The 26,932-nt window shown below is 39.9% G+C and carries 24 protein-coding genes; 7 read left to right on the top strand and 17 right to left on the bottom strand.

The genetic code is table 11. The features are described 5' to 3' along the window. The first annotated feature begins 139 nt into the window (after positions 1–139). A complete protein-coding gene (locus P20480_RS02615) occupies positions 140–355 on the top strand; it encodes a hypothetical protein (RefSeq protein WP_006791468.1) in 216 nt (71 codons plus the stop codon). A 61-nt stretch (positions 356–416) separates the two neighbouring features. On the opposite strand, the gene P20480_RS19960 is transcribed toward P20480_RS02615, so the two are convergent. From P20480_RS19960 to P20480_RS19635, 9 genes are all read right to left on the bottom strand, one after another. Further along, positions 417–1,385 (bottom strand): GGDEF domain-containing protein, encoded by a 969-nt coding sequence (locus P20480_RS19960; RefSeq protein WP_008132342.1) that lies wholly within the window; start codon positions 1,383–1,385, stop codon positions 417–419. Between the two features lie 60 nt (positions 1,386–1,445). Then, positions 1,446–1,964: a CHASE4 domain-containing protein gene (locus P20480_RS19965; protein WP_238530321.1), complete on the bottom strand. Its 519-nt coding sequence runs from the start codon at positions 1,962–1,964 to the stop codon at positions 1,446–1,448. 98 nt (positions 1,965–2,062) lie between these two features. Continuing rightward, positions 2,063–3,034: a sensor histidine kinase gene (locus P20480_RS02610; RefSeq protein ID WP_008132344.1), complete on the bottom strand. Its 972-nt coding sequence runs from the start codon at positions 3,032–3,034 to the stop codon at positions 2,063–2,065. After that, the gene (locus tag P20480_RS02605) at positions 3,027–3,578 is read right to left on the bottom strand and encodes a heme NO-binding domain-containing protein (RefSeq protein WP_006791471.1); all 552 of its coding nucleotides are present in this window, start codon (positions 3,576–3,578) and stop codon (positions 3,027–3,029) included. Before P20480_RS02605 ends, P20480_RS02610 begins: the two co-directional genes overlap by 8 nt. A gap of 9 nt (positions 3,579–3,587) precedes the next feature. After that, positions 3,588–4,703, bottom strand: a complete 1,116-nt coding sequence (locus P20480_RS02600) for an HDOD domain-containing protein (RefSeq protein WP_008132345.1) — start codon at positions 4,701–4,703, stop codon at positions 3,588–3,590. 109 nt (positions 4,704–4,812) lie between these two features. After that, positions 4,813–5,277, bottom strand: coding sequence for a nuclear transport factor 2-like protein (locus tag P20480_RS02595; RefSeq protein ID WP_008132346.1), 465 nt, complete (start codon positions 5,275–5,277; stop codon positions 4,813–4,815). Positions 5,278–5,371: 94 nt separating this feature from the next. Next, complete coding sequence (gene hrpB, locus P20480_RS02590) at positions 5,372–7,798, bottom strand: ATP-dependent helicase HrpB (RefSeq protein ID WP_008132347.1); 2,427 nt, start codon at positions 7,796–7,798, stop codon at positions 5,372–5,374. Between the two features lie 177 nt (positions 7,799–7,975). After that, the gene (locus tag P20480_RS02585; RefSeq protein WP_008132348.1) at positions 7,976–8,467 is read right to left on the bottom strand and encodes a helix-turn-helix transcriptional regulator; all 492 of its coding nucleotides are present in this window, start codon (positions 8,465–8,467) and stop codon (positions 7,976–7,978) included. Between the two features lie 59 nt (positions 8,468–8,526). Beyond that, on the bottom strand, positions 8,527–10,284 hold the full coding sequence (locus P20480_RS19635) for a DUF5666 domain-containing protein (protein ID WP_008132349.1): 1,758 nt from the start codon (positions 10,282–10,284) through the stop codon (positions 8,527–8,529). 352 nt (positions 10,285–10,636) lie between these two features. Between P20480_RS19635 and P20480_RS02575 the strand changes: the two genes are divergently transcribed. Then, the gene (locus P20480_RS02575) at positions 10,637–10,834 is read left to right on the top strand and encodes a CsbD family protein (protein ID WP_008132353.1); all 198 of its coding nucleotides are present in this window, start codon (positions 10,637–10,639) and stop codon (positions 10,832–10,834) included. A 65-nt stretch (positions 10,835–10,899) separates the two neighbouring features. Here the strand turns inward: P20480_RS02575 and P20480_RS02570 are convergent, their stop codons facing one another. From P20480_RS02570 to P20480_RS02535, 8 genes are all read right to left on the bottom strand, one after another. After that, the gene (locus P20480_RS02570; RefSeq protein WP_008132355.1) at positions 10,900–13,161 is read right to left on the bottom strand and encodes a xanthine dehydrogenase family protein molybdopterin-binding subunit; all 2,262 of its coding nucleotides are present in this window, start codon (positions 13,159–13,161) and stop codon (positions 10,900–10,902) included. Then, positions 13,158–13,655 (bottom strand): (2Fe-2S)-binding protein, encoded by a 498-nt coding sequence (locus tag P20480_RS02565; RefSeq protein ID WP_008132357.1) that lies wholly within the window; start codon positions 13,653–13,655, stop codon positions 13,158–13,160. Before P20480_RS02565 ends, P20480_RS02570 begins: the two co-directional genes overlap by 4 nt. 184 nt (positions 13,656–13,839) lie before the next feature. Further along, a complete protein-coding gene (locus P20480_RS02560) occupies positions 13,840–14,595 on the bottom strand; it encodes a hypothetical protein (RefSeq protein ID WP_008132359.1) in 756 nt (251 codons plus the stop codon). A 141-nt stretch (positions 14,596–14,736) separates the two neighbouring features. Next, positions 14,737–15,489, bottom strand: coding sequence for a hypothetical protein (locus P20480_RS02555; RefSeq protein ID WP_008132361.1), 753 nt, complete (start codon positions 15,487–15,489; stop codon positions 14,737–14,739). A gap of 301 nt (positions 15,490–15,790) precedes the next feature. Next, on the bottom strand, positions 15,791–18,424 hold the full coding sequence (gene metH / locus P20480_RS02550; RefSeq protein WP_008132363.1) for a methionine synthase: 2,634 nt from the start codon (positions 18,422–18,424) through the stop codon (positions 15,791–15,793). A gap of 10 nt (positions 18,425–18,434) precedes the next feature. Further along, positions 18,435–19,505, bottom strand: a complete 1,071-nt coding sequence (locus P20480_RS02545; RefSeq protein ID WP_008132365.1) for a homocysteine S-methyltransferase family protein — start codon at positions 19,503–19,505, stop codon at positions 18,435–18,437. Continuing rightward, complete coding sequence (locus tag P20480_RS02540; RefSeq protein ID WP_008132367.1) at positions 19,495–20,442, bottom strand: homoserine O-succinyltransferase; 948 nt, start codon at positions 20,440–20,442, stop codon at positions 19,495–19,497. The genes P20480_RS02545 and P20480_RS02540 overlap by 11 nt, the downstream gene beginning before the upstream one ends. A 174-nt stretch (positions 20,443–20,616) precedes the next feature. Beyond that, positions 20,617–21,918, bottom strand: coding sequence for a M24 family metallopeptidase (locus P20480_RS02535; RefSeq protein ID WP_008132369.1), 1,302 nt, complete (start codon positions 21,916–21,918; stop codon positions 20,617–20,619). 176 nt (positions 21,919–22,094) lie between these two features. On the opposite strand from P20480_RS02535, the gene ettA reads away from it, so the two are divergent. The 5 genes from ettA (at position 22,095) to P20480_RS02510 (ending at position 26,708) form a co-directional block, all read left to right on the top strand. Beyond that, the gene (gene ettA, locus P20480_RS02530; protein WP_008132371.1) at positions 22,095–23,774 is read left to right on the top strand and encodes an energy-dependent translational throttle protein EttA; all 1,680 of its coding nucleotides are present in this window, start codon (positions 22,095–22,097) and stop codon (positions 23,772–23,774) included. Positions 23,775–24,061: 287 nt separating this feature from the next. Continuing rightward, positions 24,062–24,427, top strand: a complete 366-nt coding sequence (locus tag P20480_RS02525; RefSeq protein WP_008132373.1) for a PilZ domain-containing protein — start codon at positions 24,062–24,064, stop codon at positions 24,425–24,427. Between the two features lie 56 nt (positions 24,428–24,483). Next, positions 24,484–25,392: a histone deacetylase family protein gene (locus tag P20480_RS02520; protein ID WP_008132375.1), complete on the top strand. Its 909-nt coding sequence runs from the start codon at positions 24,484–24,486 to the stop codon at positions 25,390–25,392. A gap of 62 nt (positions 25,393–25,454) precedes the next feature. After that, positions 25,455–25,952 (top strand): TlpA family protein disulfide reductase, encoded by a 498-nt coding sequence (locus tag P20480_RS02515; protein WP_008132377.1) that lies wholly within the window; start codon positions 25,455–25,457, stop codon positions 25,950–25,952. 90 nt (positions 25,953–26,042) lie between these two features. After that, positions 26,043–26,708 (top strand): hypothetical protein, encoded by a 666-nt coding sequence (locus tag P20480_RS02510; RefSeq protein WP_008132379.1) that lies wholly within the window; start codon positions 26,043–26,045, stop codon positions 26,706–26,708. Positions 26,709–26,932: the final 224 nt, after the last annotated feature.

Genomic DNA, 26,932 nt, shown 5'->3' on the forward strand with positions numbered 1-26,932 from the left:
GTAAGCAATTGCCTACTTAGTTTAATGCATTAATTGAAACACAAAATTTACATTTTTTCCTTTTATTTTTTGTAATCGAAACTTGACTAACGTTCAAAATTGCACAAACTACGGGGGTTAAACAGCCAGAGACTCACACATGAAAACAGAAATTAGTTATCGTTTTGAATCATCGCAAGTGGCCAACCGTTTTTTACATGAGTTAAAAAACTGGCCAGTGAACGATGTTAAAACACGTCTTTTTAATGGAGGTGATAGCGTAAAAGTAAGCTATGATTACGACGAAACAGGCTTCGATTATACCATTGCCGAGCTTGATGATTTAGCCGAGCAACATGGAGGAAAAGAAGTTTAGCGCAGCGTAATATGTATTAAACTTTTAGCATTAATAGTAATAATTCGCGATGGTGGTTTAATTATATTGATTTAATTAAGGCTCTATCTCTTCCGGTGTTCTTTGCCTCGTACAGCATAACGTCTGCATCTTTAATTAATGATTTGGCTGTGATGCTTTCATTATCCATAGCCTTTGCCGTTGCAAAAGCACAGCCTACACTTATAGTTAAAACATCACTTACTTTAGAGCCTTTGTGAGGTAATTTAAGCGCATTTACATTTTTTCGTAATTGTTGAGATGTTAGTTCAAATTGCTCAAACGAAAGCTGGTTAAACAACAGTATAAATTCCTCACCTCCATAACGTGCCGCTATACCATTATTTGATTGGGCGGTTTCTTTTAAAACACGACATAGTGCTTGTAAGGCACAATCCCCCTCTTGATGACCATAAAAGTCGTTGTACAACTTAAAGTAATCAACATCAATTAGCATTAATCCCAACGTTGTTTTTTGATTGTGGGCATCATGCCATTGTAATGTGTAAATTTCTTCAAAGGCACGTCGGTTATAAATTTGCGTTAGCTCGTCTACTTTACTTATTTTTTCAAGTTGTTCGTTTTGTTTTTTGACCTCTTTTATTAAGGAATTAAAACCATTTATAAGTACACGCATTTCTAAAAACTGATTTTTAAAATGAAGCGGTTGAAGGTCATTTTTAAGTAACATTAAATTGATTGCCGATGCACCATTAATTAATGGTGTAATAAAAAAACGATTAACAACAAAAAAACCTATTATAGAGGCTACAAAAAACATTATTAAAATAATAACTAAATACAAGTCAAATAATACAGGCAACCTTTGGTGGTGATGCTCAATATTCATTTTCAGTAATGGGTTACCATTTATGTCTAGCAATATTCTTTGTCGCTCAGTGGCTATTCCCTCATTTTGGATTCCACCATTTAAAACAAGTAAATTTTGTGTTGCGCTATCGTCATTTATTATTGAGTAGCTAAGTTTTACTTGTGCTACTTCTGCCATCATAGCAACTTGTGATTTCCTTACTTTTTAATAAAAACAATACTACCAACAGGCTCTCCTGTTTTATTTGTTCGTTGAATTACGTGCGATGCAAACATAACAGGGCCATGCTCTGTTCTTAAAAAACCGAAGCGTTCTGACGTATTTTTTATAAGGTAGGATAGTACGGTTAGGTAAATGAGTATTTAGATCAAATTCTGGCAGCTCAAAGGATTGCTCCTGAATGTAATCAAAAGTATGCCCATAAACTTGTTTAAAGTTCATGTCGTAAATAAATACACCATCTATTTTGAGTGATTTAAAGGTATCGTCCACATAATTTGACTCAATATAGTCTTTATCAAAGCTCGTCATGTAATCGTAAGAGTCATCCCACACCGAATAATCGTAATTTAGGGTTTTTAAGAAAACAAACTCTCTGTTTAAAGCAATTTCTAGGCTCAATAGCTCTCTATTTTGGTAGTCTTTAATGTTTTCATTTATAGTTGGTAACGTAAAAAAGTATCGATAGCTAACCAATAAACTAGTTACAAAGCACATTAAAATTAAAGTACCTATTATTACAAAAAATCTTAATGTCATTATTAGGCCCTAGGGTGTGAAGTAGCTTAATTCATTTTATAAATAGCGCTTATATATAGTTTTTTAAGTGTGCTTGGGTTTATTCTGCGCCAACATACCTAGTTTAACGATGATTCCGGCATTAATGTTATTGGCATAGTACAGCGCATTAGCGTACCTTCGCCAAGCTCACTTTCTACCTCAATTGAACCATTATGCTCTTTTAGCACGTTATAAACGATGGCCATTCCCATCCCCGTTCCCTTCCCTACTGGTTTTGTTGTATAGAATGGTTCAAAAATATGGCTTTTAGTTTGCTCGTCCATTCCACAGCCATTATCAGCAATTTCAATATAAATATTTTTTTCGTCTGAAAATAACTTGATGACTATTTTACCTTGCTTGCCATCAACTAAATCACACGCATATTTTGCATTTAGCAGTATATTTACAAACACTTGGTTAATTGCCGATAAATTACAATAACTCAATGGCAGCTCTTCATAATCACATTCCACCTGACAACTTTTTAGCTGATTGGCGAGTAACTTAATGGCACCATTTAATGACTCAGTAATATCAGCCATAGCCAATAAGTTATTTTTCGGTCTGGCAAAGTTAAGCAAATTATTTACTATGGCAGCGATACGTTGAAGTCCCTCATGAGTGTCGCCGAGCAGTTCATCTAAATCTTCTAAAATAAAATCTATATTCGTTTCTTGGTCGAGCTTAACCAATTGTGCTTCAAGCTCTGAAGCCGAGATAGACTTATCTATGAACTGCTTAGATATCTGCATTAATGAATGAAGTGTTGGTTTAAAGTACTTAATGCTTTCTACATTACTCATTACATAAGCAAGCGGGTTATTTATTTCATGTGCTACGCCTGCCGATAACGTACCGAGTGTTGCCATTTTATCGGTTTGCATTATGGTTACCTGCTGGCTTTTTAGCATGCTCAGCTTTTCTTTTAACTCTTGATTAGCGCAAAATAACTTACGTGTTTTATCTTCAAGTAAAACTTCTAACTGATCTCTTGCCGCTTTTTCACGCAAATACGCTTTTTTGTAGTTATAGTCGTCTTCAGCCATTTAAAGCCTCATACTTCACTTCAATAACGCACTTGTCGCAGCCGTCGTGCATACATTCAACATGGTTTAAAGAAACATCAATACCGTAGTGCGAAGCCGCACCATAAATAAGCCCTTCTGCGCACATACATAACTGCCTTTTAGAACGGTAATGCATTAAAATAAATCCATCTTCAATCAGTTTAGACTCTATTTCTGGTAGGTTTGGTTCATGGTATAGCTTAGCGACTTCAACATGAATGACCTTATCAATCCCCATTATTAACTCTGCAAAACTATTAAAGCCTTTCGCAACCGTTGGGTGGCTTCTGTTTAAGTGGCCAAACAAATACTCACCAAATGCTTTTAATACTTCGGGCATAGTCATCGATAGGGCTGTCGCTACATCCTGGGCTAAACCAATTATCTCTTCATCTGGGTAACTTTGTGCAGAAATATACACACGGCCATCAGGGGCGTTTTTTTCAAGTAACTCATCCCATGCCGCCATACCGCACTTTTCAATAACCAGTGCCTCTAAGCCTCTAAAAATTATGCCTTTCATGTTTTATCCTTATTTATTACTTAACCACCATTGCTCTATGTCGGGAAATAGCGCTAAGTCATCTATAAAATCAAACTCTTCAAGATTAAAGTTAAACGCATTATTGCAAAACACATGTTCAACAATCATGTGAATCACGGTTAATGATATGCTTTTTTGTGAGGGTAATTCATCAATCAATTGCGCATCGACTATTTTTTGGTCAAACCCCCAAAGCGCCAGTAAATAAGCACTTAACACAAACTTAGGTACAACTTCGTTATCTAAGTCGCCATGAGGATCACTCGTTATAATTAACTCACCTATAACACTTAATAACCCTACAGCACATGCGAGTAATTGAGTTTGGCGATCTTGCTTTATATATTTTGCTAACGATTGCGATAACTCTGCTTTTTTATAGCCTTTGTCTATTAAGTGATTAATTGCTTTTTGTTTATTTTTACTAAGTAACTGATGAGATAACTCTGAAAAAACCACGATTGCTCTGAGGTTTATTAAGCCAATCCTTACAATCGCTTCTTTTACACTTGAGGTGCTACTATCAAACCCCATAAAAGCCGAGTTAGCAATTTGTAAAACTTTACCAGCCAGTAAAGGATCGTGCCTAACATCTTTTTCTAAAATAGAAATATTAGGCTCGCTTTTATTGAGCTCATTGAGTAGGTTTTGCGTTACCTCACCTAAAAACGGAAGCTCAGAGAGTTGCCCTAAAATAATGCGATGCTCACCGCTAATAGGAAGTGTTTTTAAAACAACAGCACTATTTATTACGCTCTCTAAATGTGACTGAGCAAAAGGCTTAACTAGGTGAAAATGGATTACATTATTTAATTGTAGCTGGTAATTCCCACTCATATCACCTGTTAATAAACACCTAAGCGCAGATGGGCAGAGCTCTTTAGCTTGTTCTAAAACGTTTTTCCCCGTGGGAAGTTGCATCATCGAATCACAAAAAATAATATCAGGTAAGGCGTTGTTATTTATTTGCTGTTCAAATTGAGTAGCAACTTGAACTGTGTGCACATAAGCACTGGGGCATAAACGGTTAAGCGTGCGTATTAACGCACGTAACAGCAGTTCGTCGTCATCAATAATAAGAATATTGATTTTTAAATCATGCATCTACTACACCTAAAGCTATAACGTACTAGTTTATAATTAAAGCGTAGTATATTTTTATCAATACCCCTACTTTCAAAGGCGCTAATTAATAAAAAGTAAATGCATGGTTTTATTCATGATATTTACGGATCATCGCCACTTTACCGTTTTCAACTTCTATTACTTCCATCATTACTGATGTGTACTCAATTGGCTGCTTACTTTGTGGGTGAATGCCTTTAGCGTGGTTTTTATAACGAATCGCAAAACCGCTATCGTTAAATATAAAAGTATTGAGTAGCTCACTTTCATAGTGGGTATGCGCGCCTAAGTAAAAGCTCATGCCTTTGCGCATTAGTTTTTTGCCTTCGGCAGTGCGAGAGTCATCTACTTGATACGGTATGTGCTGACTGCCAACATCGTCCGTTAATAAGCTAAGGTAGGCTTCAAGCTCTTTTTCACTTGCGTTAGGCGCTTGCGTTGCGGTCATGGCGCTGTAGTAATGCTGTGCAAATTTGTTTAAGTCCAGTGCCTCTTCAGCATCAACCAAAAAGGTACTCACTAATAGCAAACCAAATGTAAATAGTCGCTTCATCACTTCTTCCTTGTAGTTAAAAGTATTGATTTATTTATAGGTACACTATATTCATATGCTCAAAAATAAAACAAATACTTTTAAGTTAATAAACCTACATTTTGCTTTTTACTCTATTGGTTGCCACGCTGTTGGCTGGATCGTCGGGCCAAAAATGCTTGGGGTAACGTCCTTTCATTTCTTTTTGTACATCGCGATAACTACTAGCCCAAAAGTGCGCAAGATCTTGCGTAAGTTGTAAAGAACGCTTACCTGGTGAGAGTAATTCCATAAGCAGTGGCAGCTTGCCATTTGCAAGCATTGGCGTACTTGTTAAGCCATACACTTCTTGCATGCGCACGCTAAGTTTTGCGGGGCCATCTAGCTGGTAATTAATTTTTATATTTGAGCCACTCGGTACCGTTAACCTAAGCGGTAACAGCGTTTTTAGGGCTGTTTGCTGTGTCCAGTCAAAACAATTTTGCAGTGCTTCAAAGTAGTTAAACTTTTTAAGCTGCTCCAGCGTTTTTATATCCTGTAAATATACGCCTAACCAATCATCAGCTGTTTCGATAAGTTGCTGCTCGCTTATTGCCGGGAACGTATCTGGCATAAACTGACTAGCTAAACTCATGCGTATTAATAATTGCTGCGCATCGGGTTGTTCATTAAATAATGCAAAGCCGTGTTTAGTAAATAAATTAAGCCACGCTTTGGCGCGCTCGGTTTTATCAAGCTTTTGCTTACTTGGTTGGCTTGTAAGCGTAATGGCGCCGAGCTTTACTTCGTCTTGATGGATAAAGCGCGCGGTTTTTTCATCAAACTCACAGCGGGCAAGCGTAGTAAACAAATGCGGTAAGTAATCTTTTAGCTCAAATGGGCTAAGTGCGGTGGCTGCAAAAATACGCGTGCCTTTATGGCCGCCCATGCTTGCAATAGCAAGGTAGTCATCGTTATGCCAGTAATCGGTGTTTAAATCAGCGCCCGCACCATTGGCAAGTAAGTAGCCATTACCGCGTTTTTTTGCAATGCGATCGGGGTAAGCTAATGCCACCAGCAAACCTAAATACTCGGTGTTTAGCTCACTGTTACTGTCGGTTACTTTTAAACGGCTTTGCCAGTATTTTAACTGCTGTTTAAATACTGGGTGTGGCCTTTGCTGTTGGCTATGTAGCGCCAAGCTTAGCTCGTTGGCGGTGTTTATTCGGCTCTCAAGCAGCGCCACTAAATAAAGTGCTAAACGGTAAATACCAGGGAGTTCTATCTCAAGCGCCTGCGCTTTTAAAAGCATATGCGCTAAGCGAATATCCGCCCCAAAACCCAGCATGTTGCTGCCCAACTTGGTTAGCTTGCCTTTGCCGTCGATGGCTTCAAGCATAGTTAGTAAGCTCATTGCTTGTGTGCATTGCTGCGCTGTTGGCGTATCAAGCAAGGTGAGTTCGCTAATATTTGCGCCCCACTGTTTTGCTTCAAGCATAAGTTGGCTTATGTCTGAGGTGAGTATTTCGGGGCTATCGTGACTATTACGTCGCTCAAAGGTTTGCTTTGAGCCAAGCCTGTAAACAACACCGGGTTCTATTCGCCCTGCACGCCCTGCACGCTGCACGGCAGAGGAGCGCGATATACTTTGTGTTGTAAGCTCTGTTACACCTGTTCTTAAGTTATAGCTCGCTGCGCGGCGTTTACCGCTATCAATAACAATGCGAATGCCTTCAATGGTTAAGCTGGTTTCGGCTACATTGGTGGTAAGCACTATTTTGCGCATACCCTCAGGCGCAGGAGCAATCGCCGCTTGCTGATTGTCTTTATCTTGCTCGCCAAATAACGTGACAACTAGGCAATTACTTGGCAAATCATTAAGGGCCTGTTGTACGCGTAATATTTCAAATTGCCCAGGCAAAAACACCAGCGCACTGCCGCTTTGCTCGCTTAGTGCTTGTTTTATTAAAGAGGGAATAGTATCAAGCCAGCGACTTTCATCTTTTATGGGTATATATACTTCGTCTATGGGGTAGCTTCGCCCGCTTGATTGTATAACTGGGCAATCAAAAAATTGTGTATAGCGCTCGGTATCAAGGGTGGCCGACATAAGTAATATGGTTAAATCGTCACGCAGTGCACTTTGGGTCTCTAAAGCAAAGGCCAGTGAAGTGTCGGCTGCAATTGAGCGCTCATGAAATTCATCAAATATCAGTAAATCTATATCACTTAATTCAGGGTCGTTTTGTAGCATGCGGGTAAGCATACCCTCGGTGACTATTTCAAGGCGCGTATTACTGCTTACTTTGCTTTCACCGCGTACTCGCAAACCAACACTCTGGCCCACTTTTTCGTTTTGGCACTGTGCTAAGTAATTGGCAATATTACGTGCTGCTAAGCGGCGCGGCTCCAGCATTACAATACGTTTAAAATGGCCGTCGCGCATAAGCTGTAGCGGCAACCATGTTGATTTACCTGCACCAGGCGGTGCTTGTAATAACGTTATAGGATTGCTTTGTAATGTAGTTACGAGTTGTTGATATATGTTTTGAACCGGCAGCACTGCTATTTACCCAAAATTGCTTTGCAGGCATTGTAGCAAAAAATAATCGTGCGACGGCGATTCATATTATTAGTATTTGATGACTATAGGCGTAAAGCACTATCAAATTAAATAGTAACTAACTTTCATCGACTCTCTCAATGAATGAAAATTTTAGCTTACTAATTTTAAAATCTCTTAAAGTAACATCTCAAAAAAGAGGGCTGCCAGCTCATGTCTCCCAGATACGTCTGCTTTTTTATAAATAGCAGATGATTGATTACTTATAGTTTTTTCTGACTTTTTTCTAATGCTAGCAATTTCTGATGTTGATAATCCTTTTATCAACAATAGTGCAATTTCTTTTTCAGTCGCCGTTAATCCCCACTTTTGGAACTGCATTTTAATTTCATTAAAAAATACGACTTTTGAATTTTCTAATTGCTGATTAAGCAGCCTAATATTTTCTTTCGAAACCGTTAACTGTGCCAAATTTAACTTTTCATTGGTACTACGCCTGTGAATATCAATCATCAAATAAACGAACAAGGCTAGCGATAACACAATTAACATGATCTCTTGCCAAATATGCACAGGTTCCACATTGCTTAAAATATCTATTGATAAATCAATCAATTTAAAAATAACGATCAAAATTAATGTAAAAGAAATCAGTTTGTCTTTATGCATTTTCACCCAGCCATTAAAAAAGCCACAATAATGTGGCTTAGTTATTATAGTACATCTAATTACTCTAGCTCAGCCTCAGAGGCAAGTATGTATTGATTACCGACCCATTGACCTTCAATTTCGATAATACTGCCAACAGTTAATGCCGCCATAAAGGTTGTTAAATTTACATCTCGGTCATTAAGCTCTAATTCTGCATTTGCAGAGAGTCGTACTTCATAGCCATTAATCATAAAGCTGTTTGCAGTCAAAAGCTCAGTGACTGTTCCTTCAAATTCAACATAGCCACCGATATGGTCGCCATTGTCGCCGTCATCACCGTCATCACCGTCATCACCGTCATCACCGTCATCACCGTCATCACCGTCATCACCGTCATCACCGTCATCATTCTCAAGTTCAACTTTACCAAGTACAAACACATTATTTGCATCGTATTGACCTTCAATTTCAACACGATCACCCACAACAAGCTGTGCTAAAAATGTTTCTAACGAAACCAATACATCATTAATAATGTATTTTGCATTGGCATCTAGCTGTATTTCAGCGCCGTTAACTGTGATTGAATTGCTTAAAATAGCAGTTACCTGCCCTTTCATTTCCCATTCTTGGTTATATTCGTCTTGATCTTCTTTTTCTATTTTTAAAACACTTAAAAGCGGCGACGTGTTCAAATAAGCTATCTCAACGTAATCGTTAATATTTAAAGAATCAAAATTAAAGTATTGCTCGTCATCGTCTTCATATCGGCTAAATTCGTTAATTGCATATACCACACCATTAACAGTAATCGTTTTATTAACAGAATCTATATCTTCAATAATGCCTTTTACTTTTCCGTCTGACGAGTAGTCTGGGCGTTTTAGTTCAACCGAAGTGACTTGATTGTTATTAATGTAAACCTCAACAAACATACCCACGGTTAAATCATTAAGTAATGTGCCTTCAACGTCAATATTATCAGCAAAGTCAAACACTTGACCATTAACTCCCATAGACGTTGCGCTGATTTGCGTAATTAACCCCTCGATTTCGTATCGTAGTACGCTATCGTCATCAACATCTAATGACTCTTCAACTGTTCTGGCATCAACCTCTGTTGCCACCATAACATCGCCAAGTAAATTACCCTCTACTTTTACGTAGGTATCGTTTGTCAATAAGCCATCAAGTACGGCTGAGCTGTAGTCAATCACTACATTGTTAATAGTAAACTGTAATGCGGCTTCATCTAAATTCGACACAATGCCTGCCGTGTATTCATGATCGTCATTATTTACATCCGTATCGGCCTCAATGTACGATGCTAAAAAAGTACCATCTGCTTGCGGGTAACCACTTATTTCAACCCTTTGACCCACACTAATGAGCGCCTCTGACGTATCAATAAAGTGAGTTAGGTCGTTATAATAGACAACCGTATTAGCTATCAGTAGTTGGCCTGTGCTGCGGTCAATACTTTGTATAGTGCCTTCAATTTCGGTATCGTATTCAACATCTTGGGCAATCCATTCGCCTGAATCATTTTCTTGTGCTGAAAAACTAATTTTCATACCAACACTAAGCGCGCTTAATTGAGTGCTTAAACCATTTTTCATTATGTTACTTGTGTCTGTATTGTACTTAACACCATCAACATAAATACTGCCAAAGCCCGTGATCACACCTTGGGTTACAACAAGCTTAGGTGAAACAGACTCAACCGATGAATTAACAGCATCGAGTATTGGCTGCTCTTTTTGCTCAGAACCACCACACGCGGTTAATATGGTAAGCGCACTAAAAGTGAATATATGTTTATTCATTTTGTTCATACTAATAATCCTAGAGGTTAATTGTATATACTTCATACATACTGCATAGATACTTCAAGTAGAACTATTGACCTATATAAGCCATTAGTAAATAGGTAATTATACCTACCCCTCCTAACATTATGTTTTTAAAAATAAAATCAGATAAAATATTTAATAGTAAAATTAAGAAATAATTACAGACTGCTATGTATAATTTTTAATAAAAACTCAACACCAAAAACAATACCACCTAACATAAAAATATAACCAACTAATAATAAGAACAATAAATTCATTATTATCTCTTGGTACAAGGCTTGCTACTTTATAACTGACAGTCAATTCACTAACCTAAAGTAAGGATAAACTTATGAACAGCGATCGTATGAAAGGTAATTGGAACGAACTTAAAGGTAAGGCGCAACAAAAATGGGGCGATCTTACCAACGACGATTTAGACAAAATTGAAGGTAGCCGTACAGAGCTAGTGGGTAAAATCCAGCAGCAGTATGGTAAATCTAAAGAAGAAGCAGAGCGTGAAGTTGATGAGTTTGAAAAAACTCACTAATCGCTAACTTCTAAAAAAACCGCCATTTGGCGTTTTTTTGTTTAATGGCTAAAAAAGCACGCTATTTACGCTTTTAATTGATTACCAATAGGCAGTTGCCTAATGCGCTTACCACAAGCGGCAAAAATAGCGTTACACAGCGCAGGGGCATAAACCGGTGTTGCGGGCTCTCCTACACCGGCAGGTGGGGCATCGCTTTGTATTATTTCTACTTCTACCTCTAAAGGTGAATCGCTCATAAGCGGTACGCGGTAATCATGAAAATTACTTTGCTGTACGCGACCTTTATCAAAGGTAATACCGTCGCTAATAGCAGTGGTAATACCGTAAATAGAACCACCTTGCGTTTGGTTTTTAACGGTATCGGTGTTTACTACCGTACCCGCATCAATAGCCACCCACGATTTAATCACGTTTAAATCACCAGCGTCCGATACCTCTACCTCAACCACCGTAGCCACATAGGTTAAAAAGCTGCGGTGCGCAGCAATACCTAAGCCGCGCCCTTTTGGAAGTGTTCTCCCCCAATTTGCCATACTCGCTGCTTTTTCAATAACATGACGCAAACGGCTTGTTTCAAGTGGATAAACCGCTTTATCGCCACCGTAGTTATTATAGTTTGCGTTCTGGTTTGCAAAATCGATAGTACGCGCTGGCCCAATGGTTTCCAATAAATAATCTTTTGAGTCTTTACCCGCCTTGTGGGCAGCCTCATTTATAAATGACTGCACGGCAAACGCATGAAAAATATTTGTGACCGAGCGCATCCAGCCTATTCGGGCTTTTGCTGGTGCTTCACCTCGTTCCAGTTTCATATTGGGTGCTAAAATTGGATTATCAGTAAAACCTAGGTCTAGCTCAAAGCCACCAGGTGCAGATGCTCCCTCTTGAAAGGTAGACATAATTGGCGAAAACGCCGTGCGATGTAAGTAAGCCTCAATATTACCTTTTTCATTGAGTGAAGCTTCAATATGTTGAGCCGATACCGCATGATAAAAACTGTGCTGAATATCATCCTCTCGCGTCCACTGAACGCGAATAGGTTTTCCAGTTTTCATTGAAATGTAGGCGGCCTCTGCCGAAAAATCAGGTTTTGATTTACGCCCAAATCCGCCACCTAACATGGTGACATGCACGTTAATTTTACTCTCATCCATACCCAGTAGTGCGGCCACAGTTTTCATATCGGCTTGCGGGTTTTGCGTTGCAGCCCAAATATCTACACTGTCTTTATTGTACATTGCCGTGGCGCAAGGTGGCTCCATAGGTGCTTGAGTTAAGTGCGGCGCGTAATAGTCGGCAACTAATTTATTGCTCGATTTAGCCAATACGCTGGTGGTATCGCCTTTTTCGCGCACATGCGCTTGCGGCTCATTCACTGTTTGCAGTAACGACTTTTTAAAGCTCTCTGAATTATAATCGCCATTTTTACCATCATCCCACACCACGTTTAGTGCTTTACGCGCCTGCCATGCAGCCCAGGTATTTTTAGCAACAATAGCAATACCGCCTTTTGGCTGAAATTGCGGCGCACCTTTTGGTACAGGCATTTCAATAACATCAACTACGCCATTAATTGCTTTAGCGGCACTTGCATCAAACGATTTAACCACACCACCTACTACCGGCGGGCGCTCAATAATAGCCACCAGCGCTTTTGGTTCGCGAACATCAGCAGCAAATGTGGCTTTACCGGTTACTAAATCGGTTAAATCTATGTGCGCCATACCGGTATTTATATAGCGCCATTCTTTACGTGTTTTGAGTGTTAACTTGTCTGGCTCTGGCGGGGTAATGCCAAGCGCGAGGTCAATTAAATCTTTATAAGCCAGCGTTTTACCCGAGCTGTGGGTAACCACGTGCTGATTAGCTGTACAGGTTTGTGGGTCAACCTTCCAATACTTAGCGGCTGCATGCTGCATCATATAACGTACGCTTGCGCCCATTTCGCGCAAGCGCTGCATGTTGTATCGAATACTGCGCGAGCCATCGGTATTTTGATCCCCGTATTTAGGGTCGCCCTTACCTTGAATAACCACTACTTTATCCCATGCAGCTTCCATTTCGTCTGCCACAATTTGAGCAATGGCTGTACGAATTTGTTGGCCCATTTCAGAGCGGTGGCAGGTTATTTCAACCATGCCATCGGGGCGCAGTGCTATAAATAAGTTAGCACGCTTTGCTTGCTCAGAGGGTTGCTCTAACACGCCAGCAAACGCTCGTGGTGCACTGCCTACAAAATAAGTACCTAATACTAATGCGCCTATTGCGCTTGTTTTTAAAAATTGGCGGCGGTTTAGGTCAAAGTACGTATTGTTGTTTTTCATACCTCTTCCCCTTGTTCATTTGGGTCAAAATACTCAACGCCCGCAATGGTTTTAGCCGCCGACTTAATCGCTTTATGAATACGCGGATACGTGCCACATCGGCAAATATTGCCCGACATATTACTCACTATTTCATCATCAGTTGGATTGGGGTTAGCCGCTAATAAGCTTGCCGCTTGCATTATTTGCCCGCACTGACAAAACCCACATTGCGGCACTTTATGCTCAACCCACGCTTTTTGCACGGGGTGTTCACCCTGCTCGCTTAACCCTTCAATAGAGGTAATAGCACGCCCTGCCACAGCCGATACAGGTAATATGCACGAGCGCTGCGCTACGCCATCAATGTGTATGGTGCACGCACCACACTGCGCCATACCACAGCCAAATTTAGGCCCTGTTAAATTTAATTCATCTCGAAGATACCAAAGCACCGGCGTTGACGGATCGCCTGTAAACTCATGTTTATTACAATTAACGGTAAGCGTGATCATATTTAACTCCTTGGCAAAGCGCTTTAAAGGAATTCCTTGTTGCGCGAGAACGGTTTGAATACTTGCTACTTTTTTAGCCTACCACTTAGGATTGGTTTATTGAAATTTTTATCGGTAAGTGCCAATTTATAGCTGTTATTAAGTAGCAGCTTTATTAGGTATAAATAAGAAGGGTTTGTTGACTCTACTTAGCACTTATAACTGACTCTTTTAATAACTGCTCATCATCTTTATATACCTCAAGCCAACCAGGTGGCGATGTATCGCAACCAATTACAGTAACGTGTAATACGTAACTATAGCGTCCGTTTTTAAACGTATAACTGTGATTCCCGCCACTGCCACTAAACTTTATATCGCCGTTTAATAAAACGACGTCGGGCTTATCACTAGATTTTTTATTAATACCCCACGATGCATACCGATAATTATGATCACCTAAATCATCAACGCGAATATGGTAGCTAGCCGTTTTCCAATCGAGTACTGGCTCTTCAAATGTATTAATACTTGAATGAAGTGATTGCTTGTCTTGTTCAATTAAGCGTTTAGCAAATGCCTGCTCTTTAGATGTTCCGCGATTTATACCGATAATTTTACCGTCAGTATTAACCCATACCACGCCGTTATTTAGTATAATGCCACGCCAACCTACGCTATCCCAATCGGTATTAATATTAGAGCTGCCAATAACGGCAACTAGTTCATCGTCGAACACTTCATCAAAGCGGTTAATAAACTCAGCTTCATTTTTAATGTCAGGCAATGGATATTGCCTTTTTAGAGGGTAGCGAATATGCGCAGCAATCGCAGTTTTATCCTGCGCTTTGAAAGCAGCAATAACAGGTAAAACACTCTCGTGATACTTCTGCTCAAGCGCAAATGTGTTCGATGTGAAAAATAGGGATAGGCAAAGCAATATGTAATTTAGATACTTCATTGTAGCCCTTTATTTAAAGTTATTGAGAATGCATTGTATAAAGGTAGGTAATACCTGACACTAAGTGAAAATATAAGATCAGAAGCAACTTTATAAAAATATAATGTATCTTAAGGCTCTAGGTAGCCTTATATTTCTAAATTACAACTTTGGATTTTCTAACTTTTTTAATAAAAGGTTAAATACATTCTCTTGAATGCCTTCTAAATATTCCAACCATTCATTATCATACTGAATATTAAAAATGTGATCATAATTATTTTTTTTACCTATATTATCTGATAAAACCTTCAATTCTGACGACCAGCTAGGATCAATTTTATCAAATCGCCGCTGATCAATAATATTCATAAGCTTTTCCACGTCATTTTCTAATTTATTTAGTTTTTTAAAATCACCTTCTAATATTTTATATTTATCTGGAGACAAAAATCTTAGGCGTATAACAGAGTTAGACAATTTATTATGAGCGTTTATAAATTTTTGATGAAACTCTAGTGTCGACTTTAAAGAACGCTTCCACTTTCCTATGGCAATAACTTGCTTGTCTTCTGAAGAACTTCTTAATGACTCCAAGCAACTTTTCGTTTCTAGTTGATATAAAGTACAATACATCCAACTGTGGAAATATTCTCCTTTTATGCAGCTAAGTATTTCGAATCTTTCATATGCCCCATCAATCCGTTTTCGACTCTTATACTCAACAATTGCGATAATCACGGCATAAATAGTTCCCACTCCCCCAATCCAGCTACCCAAATCAGGCCAAAAATTAGAATGTCCATTAGAGTGGTAGAGGATTTCATAAGCACCTATAGAAGTAATAAGAAGAGCAATAAATGTCATTAATACAAATTTCTTTCTATTCCAAAGCCCTGTAATTTTATCCCTCAAAATAACTAATCCTTATTTAAATAACTTACAAATACACCAGCGGCTTAAGTAACTAAAATTTCATTTAGTTTTGGCGACTAATAGTTTCAAATTATTACTACTAAGCAATTGCTTCATATAATTTTTTCAACGTTTACCTAATATTAATTCAGTTAAAGAGAAATCACCAATAGTGCCTGCATAACCATATTATATGATTTCAACTGATTGTTCTTAAACAAGGTAATAAAAGTAAAAAACGAGCCTAATTTGGCTCGTTTTGTTTTTACTGATAGCTAACAGCTGAAAACTGACCGCTTCGCTATGATTCCGGCTCATACCCCAAATTAGGCGATAGCCATCTTTCTGCCTCTGCGAGCGTCATATTAGTTCGCTTGGCGTAATCTTCTACCTGATCCTTTTGCACTGCGGCTACGGCGTAATATTTTGCCTCTGGGTGTGAGAAATACCAGCCCGAAACCGCAGCCCCTGGCCACATGGCGTATGAGCTAGTTAGCTGCATGCCAATGCGTTTTTCGGTATCGAGTAACTGCCAAATTTTCTTTTTCTCAGTGTGCTCTGGGCACGCTGGGTAACCTGGCGCTGGACGAATACCTTGGTAGTTTTCGCGAATTAGCTCATCGTTTCCGAGGTTTTCATCGGGTGCATATCCCCAGTACTCTTTACGTACTTGTTCGTGCAGGTATTCGGCAAAGGCCTCTGCGAGCCTATCGGCAACCGCTTTAATCATTATTTTATTGTAGTCGTCTTGCTGTGCGTCGAACGCATTGGCTAAGTCGTCTTCTTCTAAACCGCCCGTTACTGCAAACGCGCCAAAGTAATCTGGTGTGCCTTTTTGCGCAATGTAGTCGGCTAAACAATAGTTAGCAAAGTCGGTTTTTTCGGTTTGCTGGCGCAAATGGCACGAAGTAGTTAATAGCTCTTTTCGCGTTTCATCGGTGTAAATTTCTATGTCATCGCCCACACGGTTAGCTGGGAATAAACCAATTACACCTAGTGGTTGCAAAGTACCTGACTTTTCGAGGTCATCGAGCATGTCGTTAGCGTCTTTAAATAAGCTTTGTGCTTGTTCGCCCACTACTTCGTCGGTCATTATGCGCGGGTATTTACCAGCGATTGACCACGTCATAAAGTATGGGGTCCAATCTATATACTTACGCAACGTGGCTATTGGTACATTTTTAAACTCAGTCACGCCCAGCTTTTTAGGCACTGGTGGCGTGTAGTTATCCCAATCAAGTTGTGCTGCGTTATCGCGAGCACGCTGAATGGTAACTGGCTTTGAGCGCGGCTTTTTGCGCGCTTGTTGCTCGCGTACTTTTACGTACTCGGCTTTAGTTTTTTCTAAAAAGGCAGGTTTTAGCTCCTTAGATAGCAAGCTTGATACCACACCCACTGCACGGCTGGCGTTATTTACGTACACTACGCCTTTGTCGTACTGTGGCTCAATTTTAACGGCAGTATGCGCTTTAGAGGTAGTAGCGCCGCCAATCATAAGTGGGAGTTCAAAACCTCGGCGGGTCATTTCTTTGGCTACGTGTACCATTTCGTCAAGCGATGGGGTAATTAAACCCGAAAGGCCGATTATGTCGGCTTTTTCGTCAATGGCTGTTTGCAGTATTTTTTCGGCAGGTACCATTACACCTAAGTCGATTACTTCGTAGTTATTACATTGCAGTACTACGCCTACAATGTTTTTACCTATGTCATGCACGTCGCCTTTTACGGTGGCCATAACCACTTTACCGTTAGTGGCGCCTTCTTCTTTTTCGGCTTCAATAAATGGGTCTAGGTAAGCCACTGCGCGCTTCATAACGCGGGCCGATTTAACAACTTGCGGTAAAAACATTTTACCTGCGCCAAATAAATCCCCTACCACGTTCATGCCATCCATGAGTGGCCCTTCAATCACGTGAATAGGTTTATCGGCAGCTGCGCGGCACTCCTCAGTGTCTTCATCTATAAAGGTGGTAATGCCTTTTACAAGGGCGTGCTCCAAGCGTTTTTCAACAGGCCATGTGCGCCATTCTAAGTCTTCTACCCGCTCAGCTTGTGCCATACCTGAATATTTAGGTGCAAGCTCTACTAAACGCTCACCTGCACCGGGGTCGGTGTTAAGTATTACGTCTTCTACGGCTTTACGAAGTTCTTCGGGGATGTCGTCGTAAACAGCAAGCTGGCCTGCGTTTACAATCCCCATATCCATACCCGCTTTTATCGCGTGGTATAAAAACACTGAGTGAATGGCTTCGCGTACAGGGTTATTACCCCTAAACGAAAACGATACATTAGACACCCCGCCCGACACTTTACAGTGCGGTAAGTTTTGTTTAATGCGGCGTGTGCCTTCAATAAATTCTACTGCGTAGTTGTCGTGCTCTTCTATACCAGTGGCTACGGCAAATATATTAGGGTCGAATATAATATCTTCTGGCGGGAAGCCAATTTCTTCTACTAATATTTTGTAGCTGCGTGCACAGATTTCGTATTTTCTATCTGCGGTGTCGGCTTGGCCGTCGGTATCAAACGCCATAACAACAGCGGCTGCGCCAAAACGTTTAATAATTTTAGCTTGGTGTTTAAACGGCTCCTCCCCTTCTTTAAGCGATATTGAGTTAACAATAGCCTTGCCTTGAATACACTTTAAGCCTGCTTCTATTACTTCCCATTTAGAGGAGTCGACCATAATAGGCACTTTTGAGATATCAGGCTCTGAGGCAATTAAGTTTAAAAACTTAACCATGGCCGCTTTTGAGTCCAACATGGCTTCGTCCATGTTTATATCAATAACTTGGGCGCCATTTTCTACTTGCTCGCGGGCAACATTCAGGGCGGTCTCGTAATCTTCTTCCATGATTAAGCGTTTAAACATGGCAGAGCCTGTTACGTTGGTACGCTCGCCGACATTGGTAAATACTGCAATTTGTTGGGTCATTGGCGGCTCCTTAATTTAAGTTACAGGCTTCAAGGCCTGATAAACGCATGCGAACATCAAGCTCTGGCAATGCGCGAGGTTTTACCCCTTCAAGCCCTTTAGCAAACGCACGAATATGCTCAGGCGTTGTACCACAGCAACCACCCACAATATTAATAAAGCCCGATTTGCCCCAATCTATAATCTCGGCTGCCATATCGCCCGCTTCTAGGTCGTACTCACCAAATTCGTTAGGTAAACCGGCATTTGGGTGTACTGAGGTAAATGTTTCGCATACCCGCGAAAGCTCTTCTACGTATTGGCGCAGTAAATCTGGCCCAAGGGCGCAGTTAAGGCCAATTGAAATAGGCTTAATATGGCGAATAGAATTATAAAATGCTTCGGTTGTTTGCCCCGAAAGCGTACGCCCTGAGGCATCGGTAATAGTGCCTGAGATCATTACGGGCAGTGTGCGCCCTGCTTGCTCAAATGCTTCTTCTACTGCGAATGAGGCGGCTTTTGCATTTAGGGTGTCGAATATGGTTTCAATAAGTATTAAATCAGCGCCGCCTTCCATTAATGCAAGGGTAGACTCTACATACGCAGTAACCAGCTTATCAAACGTTACGTTTCGGTAACCTGGGTCGTTTACATCTGGCGAGATAGAACAGGTTTTAGATGTTGGCCCTAAAACACCGGCTACATAACGTGGTTTTTCTGGATTTATAGCGGTGAACTCGTCACATATTGCGCGCGCGAGTTTGGCCGACTCAAGGTTTACTTCACGGCTTATGCTTGCCATGTCGTAATCTTCCATCGAAATGGTGGTTGAGTTAAAGGTATTGGTTTCAATAATATCTGCACCGGCAGTTAAAAAGCCGCGGTGTATATCGGCAATTAACTCGGGTTTGGTGAGGCTTAATAAATCGTTATTGCCTTTTATTAGCACGTGCCAATCTTTAAAACGCTCGCCTCGGTAGTCTTCTTCTTCAAGTTTATGAGTTTGGATCATAGTACCCATAGCGCCGTCTAAAATTAAAATACGCTCTTTAAGCGCTTCACTTAGTTCGGCTTGTTTGTTGGCGGCTGTATTATTCGGCATAGTTGTTAGTCCTCACATCTTGGCTAACTAAATTAATATCATACGGTGTGGTTTGATACACGTAGTAATTTAACCAGTTCGAAAAAAGTAAAAAAGCATGGCTTTGCCACGTTTTTGACGGTTGCTTGCTTGCATCATCATCGGGAAAATAGTTTTCAGGTTTTGGCGCATCTGGGCTTTTTTGTAAATCACGCTCGTACTCCCCTTTTAGGGTGTCGGCATCGTATTCTGGGTGACCTGTTATAAATACTTGGCTACCCGATTTGTTCTTTAATAAGTAAGCACCCACTCGTTCAGAGCCTGCTAATACAACGAGATCATCACACGCATTTATTTTTTTTATGTCAATGTGCCCATAACGTGAGTGTGGTACTAAAAAGGTATCGTCAAAACCGCGGGTTAATGCCCCGTGTTTAAAATGGCATTGGTGAGTAAATACGCCACACAGCTTATTGGGTTTTAAGTCGCGCTTTAAATTATAGCTATGGAATAGCGCTGCATGAGCCGCCCAACACGAAAACAATGTTGAGGTAACATGTTGCTCTGCCCAATCAATAATGACTTTTAGCTCTTCCCAGTAAGCAACATCTTCATACTCTAAGTGCGCAAGCGGTGCGCCTGTGACAATAAGCGCATCGTAGTTGTTATTTTTTACCTCTGAAAAATAGCGGTAAAAGGTATCTAGGTGTTCTTCTGAGTTATTACTGCTACGGTGAGTGTCTAGGCGCAGCAGCTCTACGTTTACTTGCAAAGGAGAATTTGCAAGTAAACGAATAAACTGTACTTCGGTTTCTACTTTATTAGGCATTAAGTTTAATATAGCCAAACGCATTGGGCGGATTTCTTGCGTTTTTGCACGGTTTTTTGGCATTACGAATACGTTTTCTTGGCGCAAACGTGCAATGGCTGGAAGCTCATCCTTTACGGTAATTGGCATATTTTTAACTCCTACTCATAAAAACTTGTGCTAATTATGAACTGAAAGCAAAAAATATCAACCTCTAGATGTATAGATGTCTAAATGAAATTTATTCATTATTACTTAAGTATGTGGCAAGCAATGAGTCACCCCTTAAAAAGAGGCTTAACTCACTGCATTTAAAATAATGAACTAATTATTGCCCACTAATATTAAATTTTGCTGAGGGGGAATTAAATATTCAGCGCCGTTTTTGGTAATTACAGCCATTTCTTCAACAGAAATGGTTTTAAACTCGGTGTTGTTTAAAGGCCAACTAAAAAAGCCATCAAAAGCAAACACCATTCCTTCTTTAAGTTTACGATGAGCAGCAGGCCTTACTTGGGCACTGCGAGAGCCACCTAAATTGGGCCCGGTATCGTGTGCAACATACCCAACTGGATGGCCGGTACTCCATGGCACAGGTTCTGAGTTGTATTTATTCATTAATACGGTTTGAGCTTGATCCACGTCTATACCCCTTACGCCGGGTTTCATTGCATTAAATGCCGCAAAACCGCTATCTCGGGCATTAATCCAATATTGCTGAATGTTGGCTGGTGCAGAGGTTTCCCCTTCTTTAAGTACATAAGCAAAACGCTGAATGTCACTTACCCAGCGATTGTAGAGCTTTACACCAAAATCAATTTGAATTACGTCGCCCGGCATAATGACTTTATTTGTAGAATGCGAATGCCCGCGATCGGGACCTGAATTTACGTTAGGATTTTGATCGGCAGCCCATGCATCGGTTACACCTCGTGCTTTCATTTTAGCTTTTAAAAATTTAGCTACATCGGCATCGGTGGTTTTACCAGGAATAATAGTTTTATAAGCCTCTATTTGCCACGTTGCTGAAAGCATTGCGGCCTCTTTCATTATTTCAACTTCAGCAGGTAACTTAATTGAAAGCCATTGATAAACAACTTCTTCAGACGATACGAGCTTTGCTGTTTGCTTTGCGCCTAATAAGTTAGTTAATTGCTTGTATTGCGAGTGCGATAACCCATCTGCCTGTGCATTAAGATCAGAGACATTTATTGCTATACGCTCAAAGGGTTGTTTTTTTATAAACTCAGCCGCGTATTTTAACGCAGACACACTGCGTGGCACCGAGATCACTTTTTCATGTATGTTTAGCTCGTCGAGTGCTTTTGCTTCGCTTGAAGGTGAGTAGGCTACCGAATGAAACGCCCCTTTATTAAAATAAAATAAATATGCCGCTGGCGAACCTGCGTTTTCACAGCCAATATGATCAGCCAATGGGTCGTTGTTATTTTCTCTACAAACAATAAGCCAAGCATCTACCTTAGCTGCTTTTAAAGCGTTTGGCAGGAGTTTATTTATTCTTTGTTTTCTTATTTCTGGCCAAGGAGAATCGACTGCGTTAGCTTTGGGGTTTGTGGTAAATAACGTAAGTAAAACCAACATTGTTATTACTTTTTGTATAGTCATGGGTTTTTCTTATTTTTACTATGGTTTAAATACGTTAGCACACCCAAATAAAACTATACATTTAACGAGATAAAACGATAAAGATATATTCCCACCCGCCATTCGTTGACTGTTTCACCTCTCAACAACTACAATACAACATTAAAATTTTTATTATTATTTGAAGGCTTTCCTCCATGGTTTTACCTGATAAGTTTATTTTCTCGATGAGTCGAGTATCTAAAGTTGTGCCGCCTAAGCGTACAATTTTAAAAGATATTTCGTTGCACTTTTTTCCTGGCGCCAAAATTGGTGTGCTTGGTTTAAATGGTTCTGGTAAATCATCATTGCTACGTATTATGGCCGGTGTTGACCAAGACTTTGAAGGTGAGGCACGTCCTCAGCCTGGTACTAAAATTGGTTACTTACCACAAGAGCCAGTACTAGACGAAAGCAAAACAGTACGAGAAATAGTTGAAGAAGCTGTTGGCGAAGTAAAACACGCCCTTAATCGCCTTGACGAGGTGTACAACGAGTACGCAATGGAAGGTGCTGACTTTGACGCACTGGCTAAAGAACAAGGTGAATTAGAAGCAGTTATTCAAGCGCACGATGGCCATAACATCGATAACGTACTAGAGCGCGCTGCTGATGCACTTCGCTTACCTGAGTGGGATGCTAAAATTGAGCACCTTTCAGGTGGTGAACGCCGCCGTGTTGCTATTTGTCGTTTGTTACTAGAAAAACCAGACATGCTTATTCTTGATGAACCAACTAACCACTTGGATGCTGAGTCGGTTGCATGGTTAGAGCGCTTCTTACATGACTACGAAGGCACTGTTGTGGCAGTAACGCATGACCGCTACTTCCTTGATAATGTTGCTGGCTGGATATTAGAGCTTGACCGTGGTGAAGGTATTCCATGGGAAGGTAACTACTCTTCTTGGCTTGAACAAAAAGACGCGCGCTTACAGCAAGAACAAAAATCTGAAAAAGCACGTCAAAAATCAATTGCGCAAGAACTTGAATGGGTGCGTTCAAACCCTAAGGGTCGTCAGGCTAAGTCTAAAGCACGTATGGCGCAGTTTAGCGAGCTACAACAATCAGATTACCAAAAACGTAACGAAACAAACGAGCTATTTATTCCACCTGGCCCACGTTTAGGCGACCAAGTATTAGAAGTTACTAACTTACGTAAAAGCTTTGGCGACCGCGTATTAATAGACGACTTAAGCTTTACCATGCCTAAAGGCGCTATTGTGGGCATTATTGGTGCCAACGGCGCGGGTAAATCTACACTATTTAAAATGTTAAGTGGCGAAGAGCAGCCAGATAGCGGTAGTGTTAACGTTGGTGAAACCGTACAACTAGCAACGGTTGATCAGTTCCGCGACGATATGGACGAAAGCAAAACAGTTTTTCAAGAAATATCTGACGGACAAGACGTTTTAAAAATTGGTAACTTTGAATTCCCAAGCCGTGCTTACGTTAGCCGTTTTAACTTTAAAGGTAACGATCAGCAAAAGTTTGTAAAAGACTTATCGGGCGGTGAGCGTAACCGTTTACACCTTGCTAAATTATTAAAAGCCGGTGGTAACGTAGTGCTACTGGATGAGCCAACCAATGACTTGGACGTTGAAACATTACGTGCACTTGAGAATGCTATTTTAGAATTCCCAGGCTGTGTAATGTGTATATCGCATGACCGTTGGTTCCTTGACCGTATTGCCACACACATTTTAGATTACCGCGACGAAGGACAAATTAACTTTTTCGATGGTAACTATACTGAATACGAAGAGTGGCTCAAAAAGACCTACGGTGCAGAAGCCGCACAACCTAAGCGTATAAAATACAAAAAATTGGTTAATCGCTAAATTAACTGAAATACCTTTAAAACCCTGCTTTTCGCAGGGTTTTTTATGCCTTAAATAAACTATGTGTGTTTGTAGCTAGCAACTGTGTAATTTAAAGCTATGCTTATACCAATTTTATTTAAAATATTATGCATTTGATTGATGTTGAATCACTCGCTAACTAAATAAAAAATTATTTACATAGAACAACCATATGCCGTGATTTTTAATGAGTTGTTTTATTCGCACTATTACTGAACACTAATTTAATGCTATTGATATTACTAAAAAAACAATAAGGCAGAGTCATGCAAGAACGTCGTCAATTTTCACGTATTTTATTTTCAACCGATGCGCACATAATTTTTCAAGAAAATGAGTACCCATGTACCTTGCTCGATATTTCATTGCACGGCGCGCTAGTCAGTAAATGTGATGTATTAAATGATCAAATAGAGAATGATGCCATACTGCGTTTTATTTTACCCGACAGCGAAATTGAAATAAAAATGGAGACAACGATTTGCCATATAGAAGCCAATCATATTGGTTTAAAGTGTAAGCATATTGATATTGATAGCATTACCTATCTAAAAAGACTCATTGAACTCAACTTAGCGGACGATGAATTACTTCACCGCGAATTAGCCATGCTTATTCACGACTCGCAATAATAGACACTTTGAGGGGAGTTGATTACCATAGGGGAAACTTTATAGCCTGTGTGAATATGACTCTAAACCCTCATTTACCGTTAGTGTACCATCCAAACTACTCGTTTAGTTTTGATCCTAAGCACCGCTTTGCAATGAGTAAGTTTGCTAATCTATACGCACACGTTAAAAAACTAGGCTTAATTGGTAATAACCTCACACAACCTGTTTTAGGCTCTCCCGAGCCTTTAGAGTTAGTGCATTGCGACAACTACATTCACGATTTATGGAACAACCGCTTAGACGATAAAGCCATGCGTCGTATAGGATTACCTTGGTCAGCTCAATTGATGGCGCGCACATTTACTGCCCCGCAGGGCACATTACAAACCGCTCGCTTAGCGCTAAAACACGGCATAGCCTGTCACCTAGCAGGAGGCACGCACCATGCGCACTTTGATTTTGGATCAGGATATTGCATGGTGAACGACTTAGCCTTTACCACCCAGACCTTGATTAATAGCGGCGAAGTAACCAACGTGCTTATTTTTGATTTAGACGTACATCAAGGTGATGGCACCGCTGCTATGCTTGCGCATCAGCCCTATGCTTATACCTGTTCAATACACTGCGAAAAAAACTTCCCGTTTAGGAAATCGGCTAGCGATTTAGATATTGGCTTAGCAAATCATATGCAAGATGCCGAATACTTAGCCATTGTTGACGATACCTTAAGCTACCTACTTAAAGAACTAAACCCAAGCTTAGTACTGTACGATGCCGGTGTAGATATTTGGCAAAACGATGGCTTAGGTAAATTAGATATAAGTTGGGATGGGATAGCTAAACGCGATCATTTGGTTTTAAAACGCTGCCTTGAGCACAACATACCAGTAGCAACAGTTATTGGTGGTGGTTACGATAAAGATCATCTTCGCCTTGCACAGCGCCATGGCATTGTAGTTGAACAAGCAGCACGCTTTTAATATGAAATAAAAACTTAATATTGTCGTTCTTATTTGCTAACTAGAATAAAAACGACACCACAATGAAACACATTTTTATAGTTATAACACTTACCATTTTTAGTTTTTCGGTATTTGCAGAGCAATCTATTCAAGACTTAAACCATCCTGAACTACCCCCCTTAACATTAAACATGGCCGATGGTACAAGTATAAAAACACAAAACCTATTAGGCGAACCTTATATTCTGCACTTTTGGGCTACATGGTGCCCTTATTGCAAAAAGTTACAACCCGCCCTTCAAAAAATACACGACATGGGCTTAAACGTAATAGCTGTAAGTTTTAAAGAAGATGATAACGCCTCCCCCGCAAAAGCATTAACCAATAGGGGTTATACATTTAAAACCGCAATACAAGCAGATAAAATTGCGACACAACTAGGAGTACACGGCACACCCACTACGTTATTTATAAATGAAAAAGGGCATGTTGTTTGGGCTACTAATTCATCAGACCCAGATAATGCAAATATACATTTGAAAGCCCGTACTCTACTAAACTCAATTAAAGCTAAATAGCTTAATAATTAAGGGAGTTAATGCGTATTAAAATATGAGTTATATAAACTTTATACTACAATTTAAGCTCATAAATTAATTGGGGTTATTATGCGTTTAATATTTACTTTATTGTTGCTTTTGCTAAGTACTACAGCGTTTGCTGAAGAAGAAAAAGTAGAACTTCCACCATTAGATCCTAGCTACAATGCAGTTCATCCCATGGCACTAGTTAATAGAGGGTCTTCTATTTTTGCTATTAATCTTCCTTCTTATAGATCGCCACATGACTTGCAAGTTGTTTACGAAGTTAAAAATTCAAACGTTGCTTTTTTAAACTTTGCGAAAAATGCCGACATGATCACTATTAAGCCGCAAAAGTTTAATATTCAACATTTAATGCGCGGGGATGAAATAACAATTACAGCCGACATTTACGAAGGTGATTACCGCCAAGGGGGCACTTTAATTTATGAAGCTAAACAACTTGAGCTTGATAAGCAACTTTACGCCAGAGAACTCAATGAGCTAAGCGAATCTTCGCAATGGCATGAGTACGATATGATTGAGCTAAATGGTACAGAGCGTATTTATGTACATAAAATTCAAAAAGCACCAAGCTTCAACCACCTAATTTTTGTGGACTTGGTTAATGCCTGTATGCAGAAAGTTCGCACATCAAAACGAGTTCCTCCTGAAAACGAACTTACTTATAAATTTATAAACTGCGGAACCTTAAAGCCTCTTTTTTACGATGGCGAAAGTTTACTTAAATAAAATAACTATGCCTAGGTATGATTGATAGGTACGAAGTTAATAAGAAAAAATGAAAGAAAAGGTATTTAAAACTGTTACATATACTGTTGATTAGTAGCTATAGGGAACAAAACTTAGCTTTGGGGCAGCAAAATAAAAACGGCTTAAACTCAACATAATTGAATTTAAGCCGTTTACACACTAATAATATCTTCACACACAATATAAAGATTCTGGTTTTAACT

It is taken from the genome of Pseudoalteromonas sp. BSi20480 (assembly GCF_000241365.1).
Taxonomy (GTDB): domain Bacteria; phylum Pseudomonadota; class Gammaproteobacteria; order Enterobacterales; family Alteromonadaceae; genus Pseudoalteromonas; species Pseudoalteromonas marina.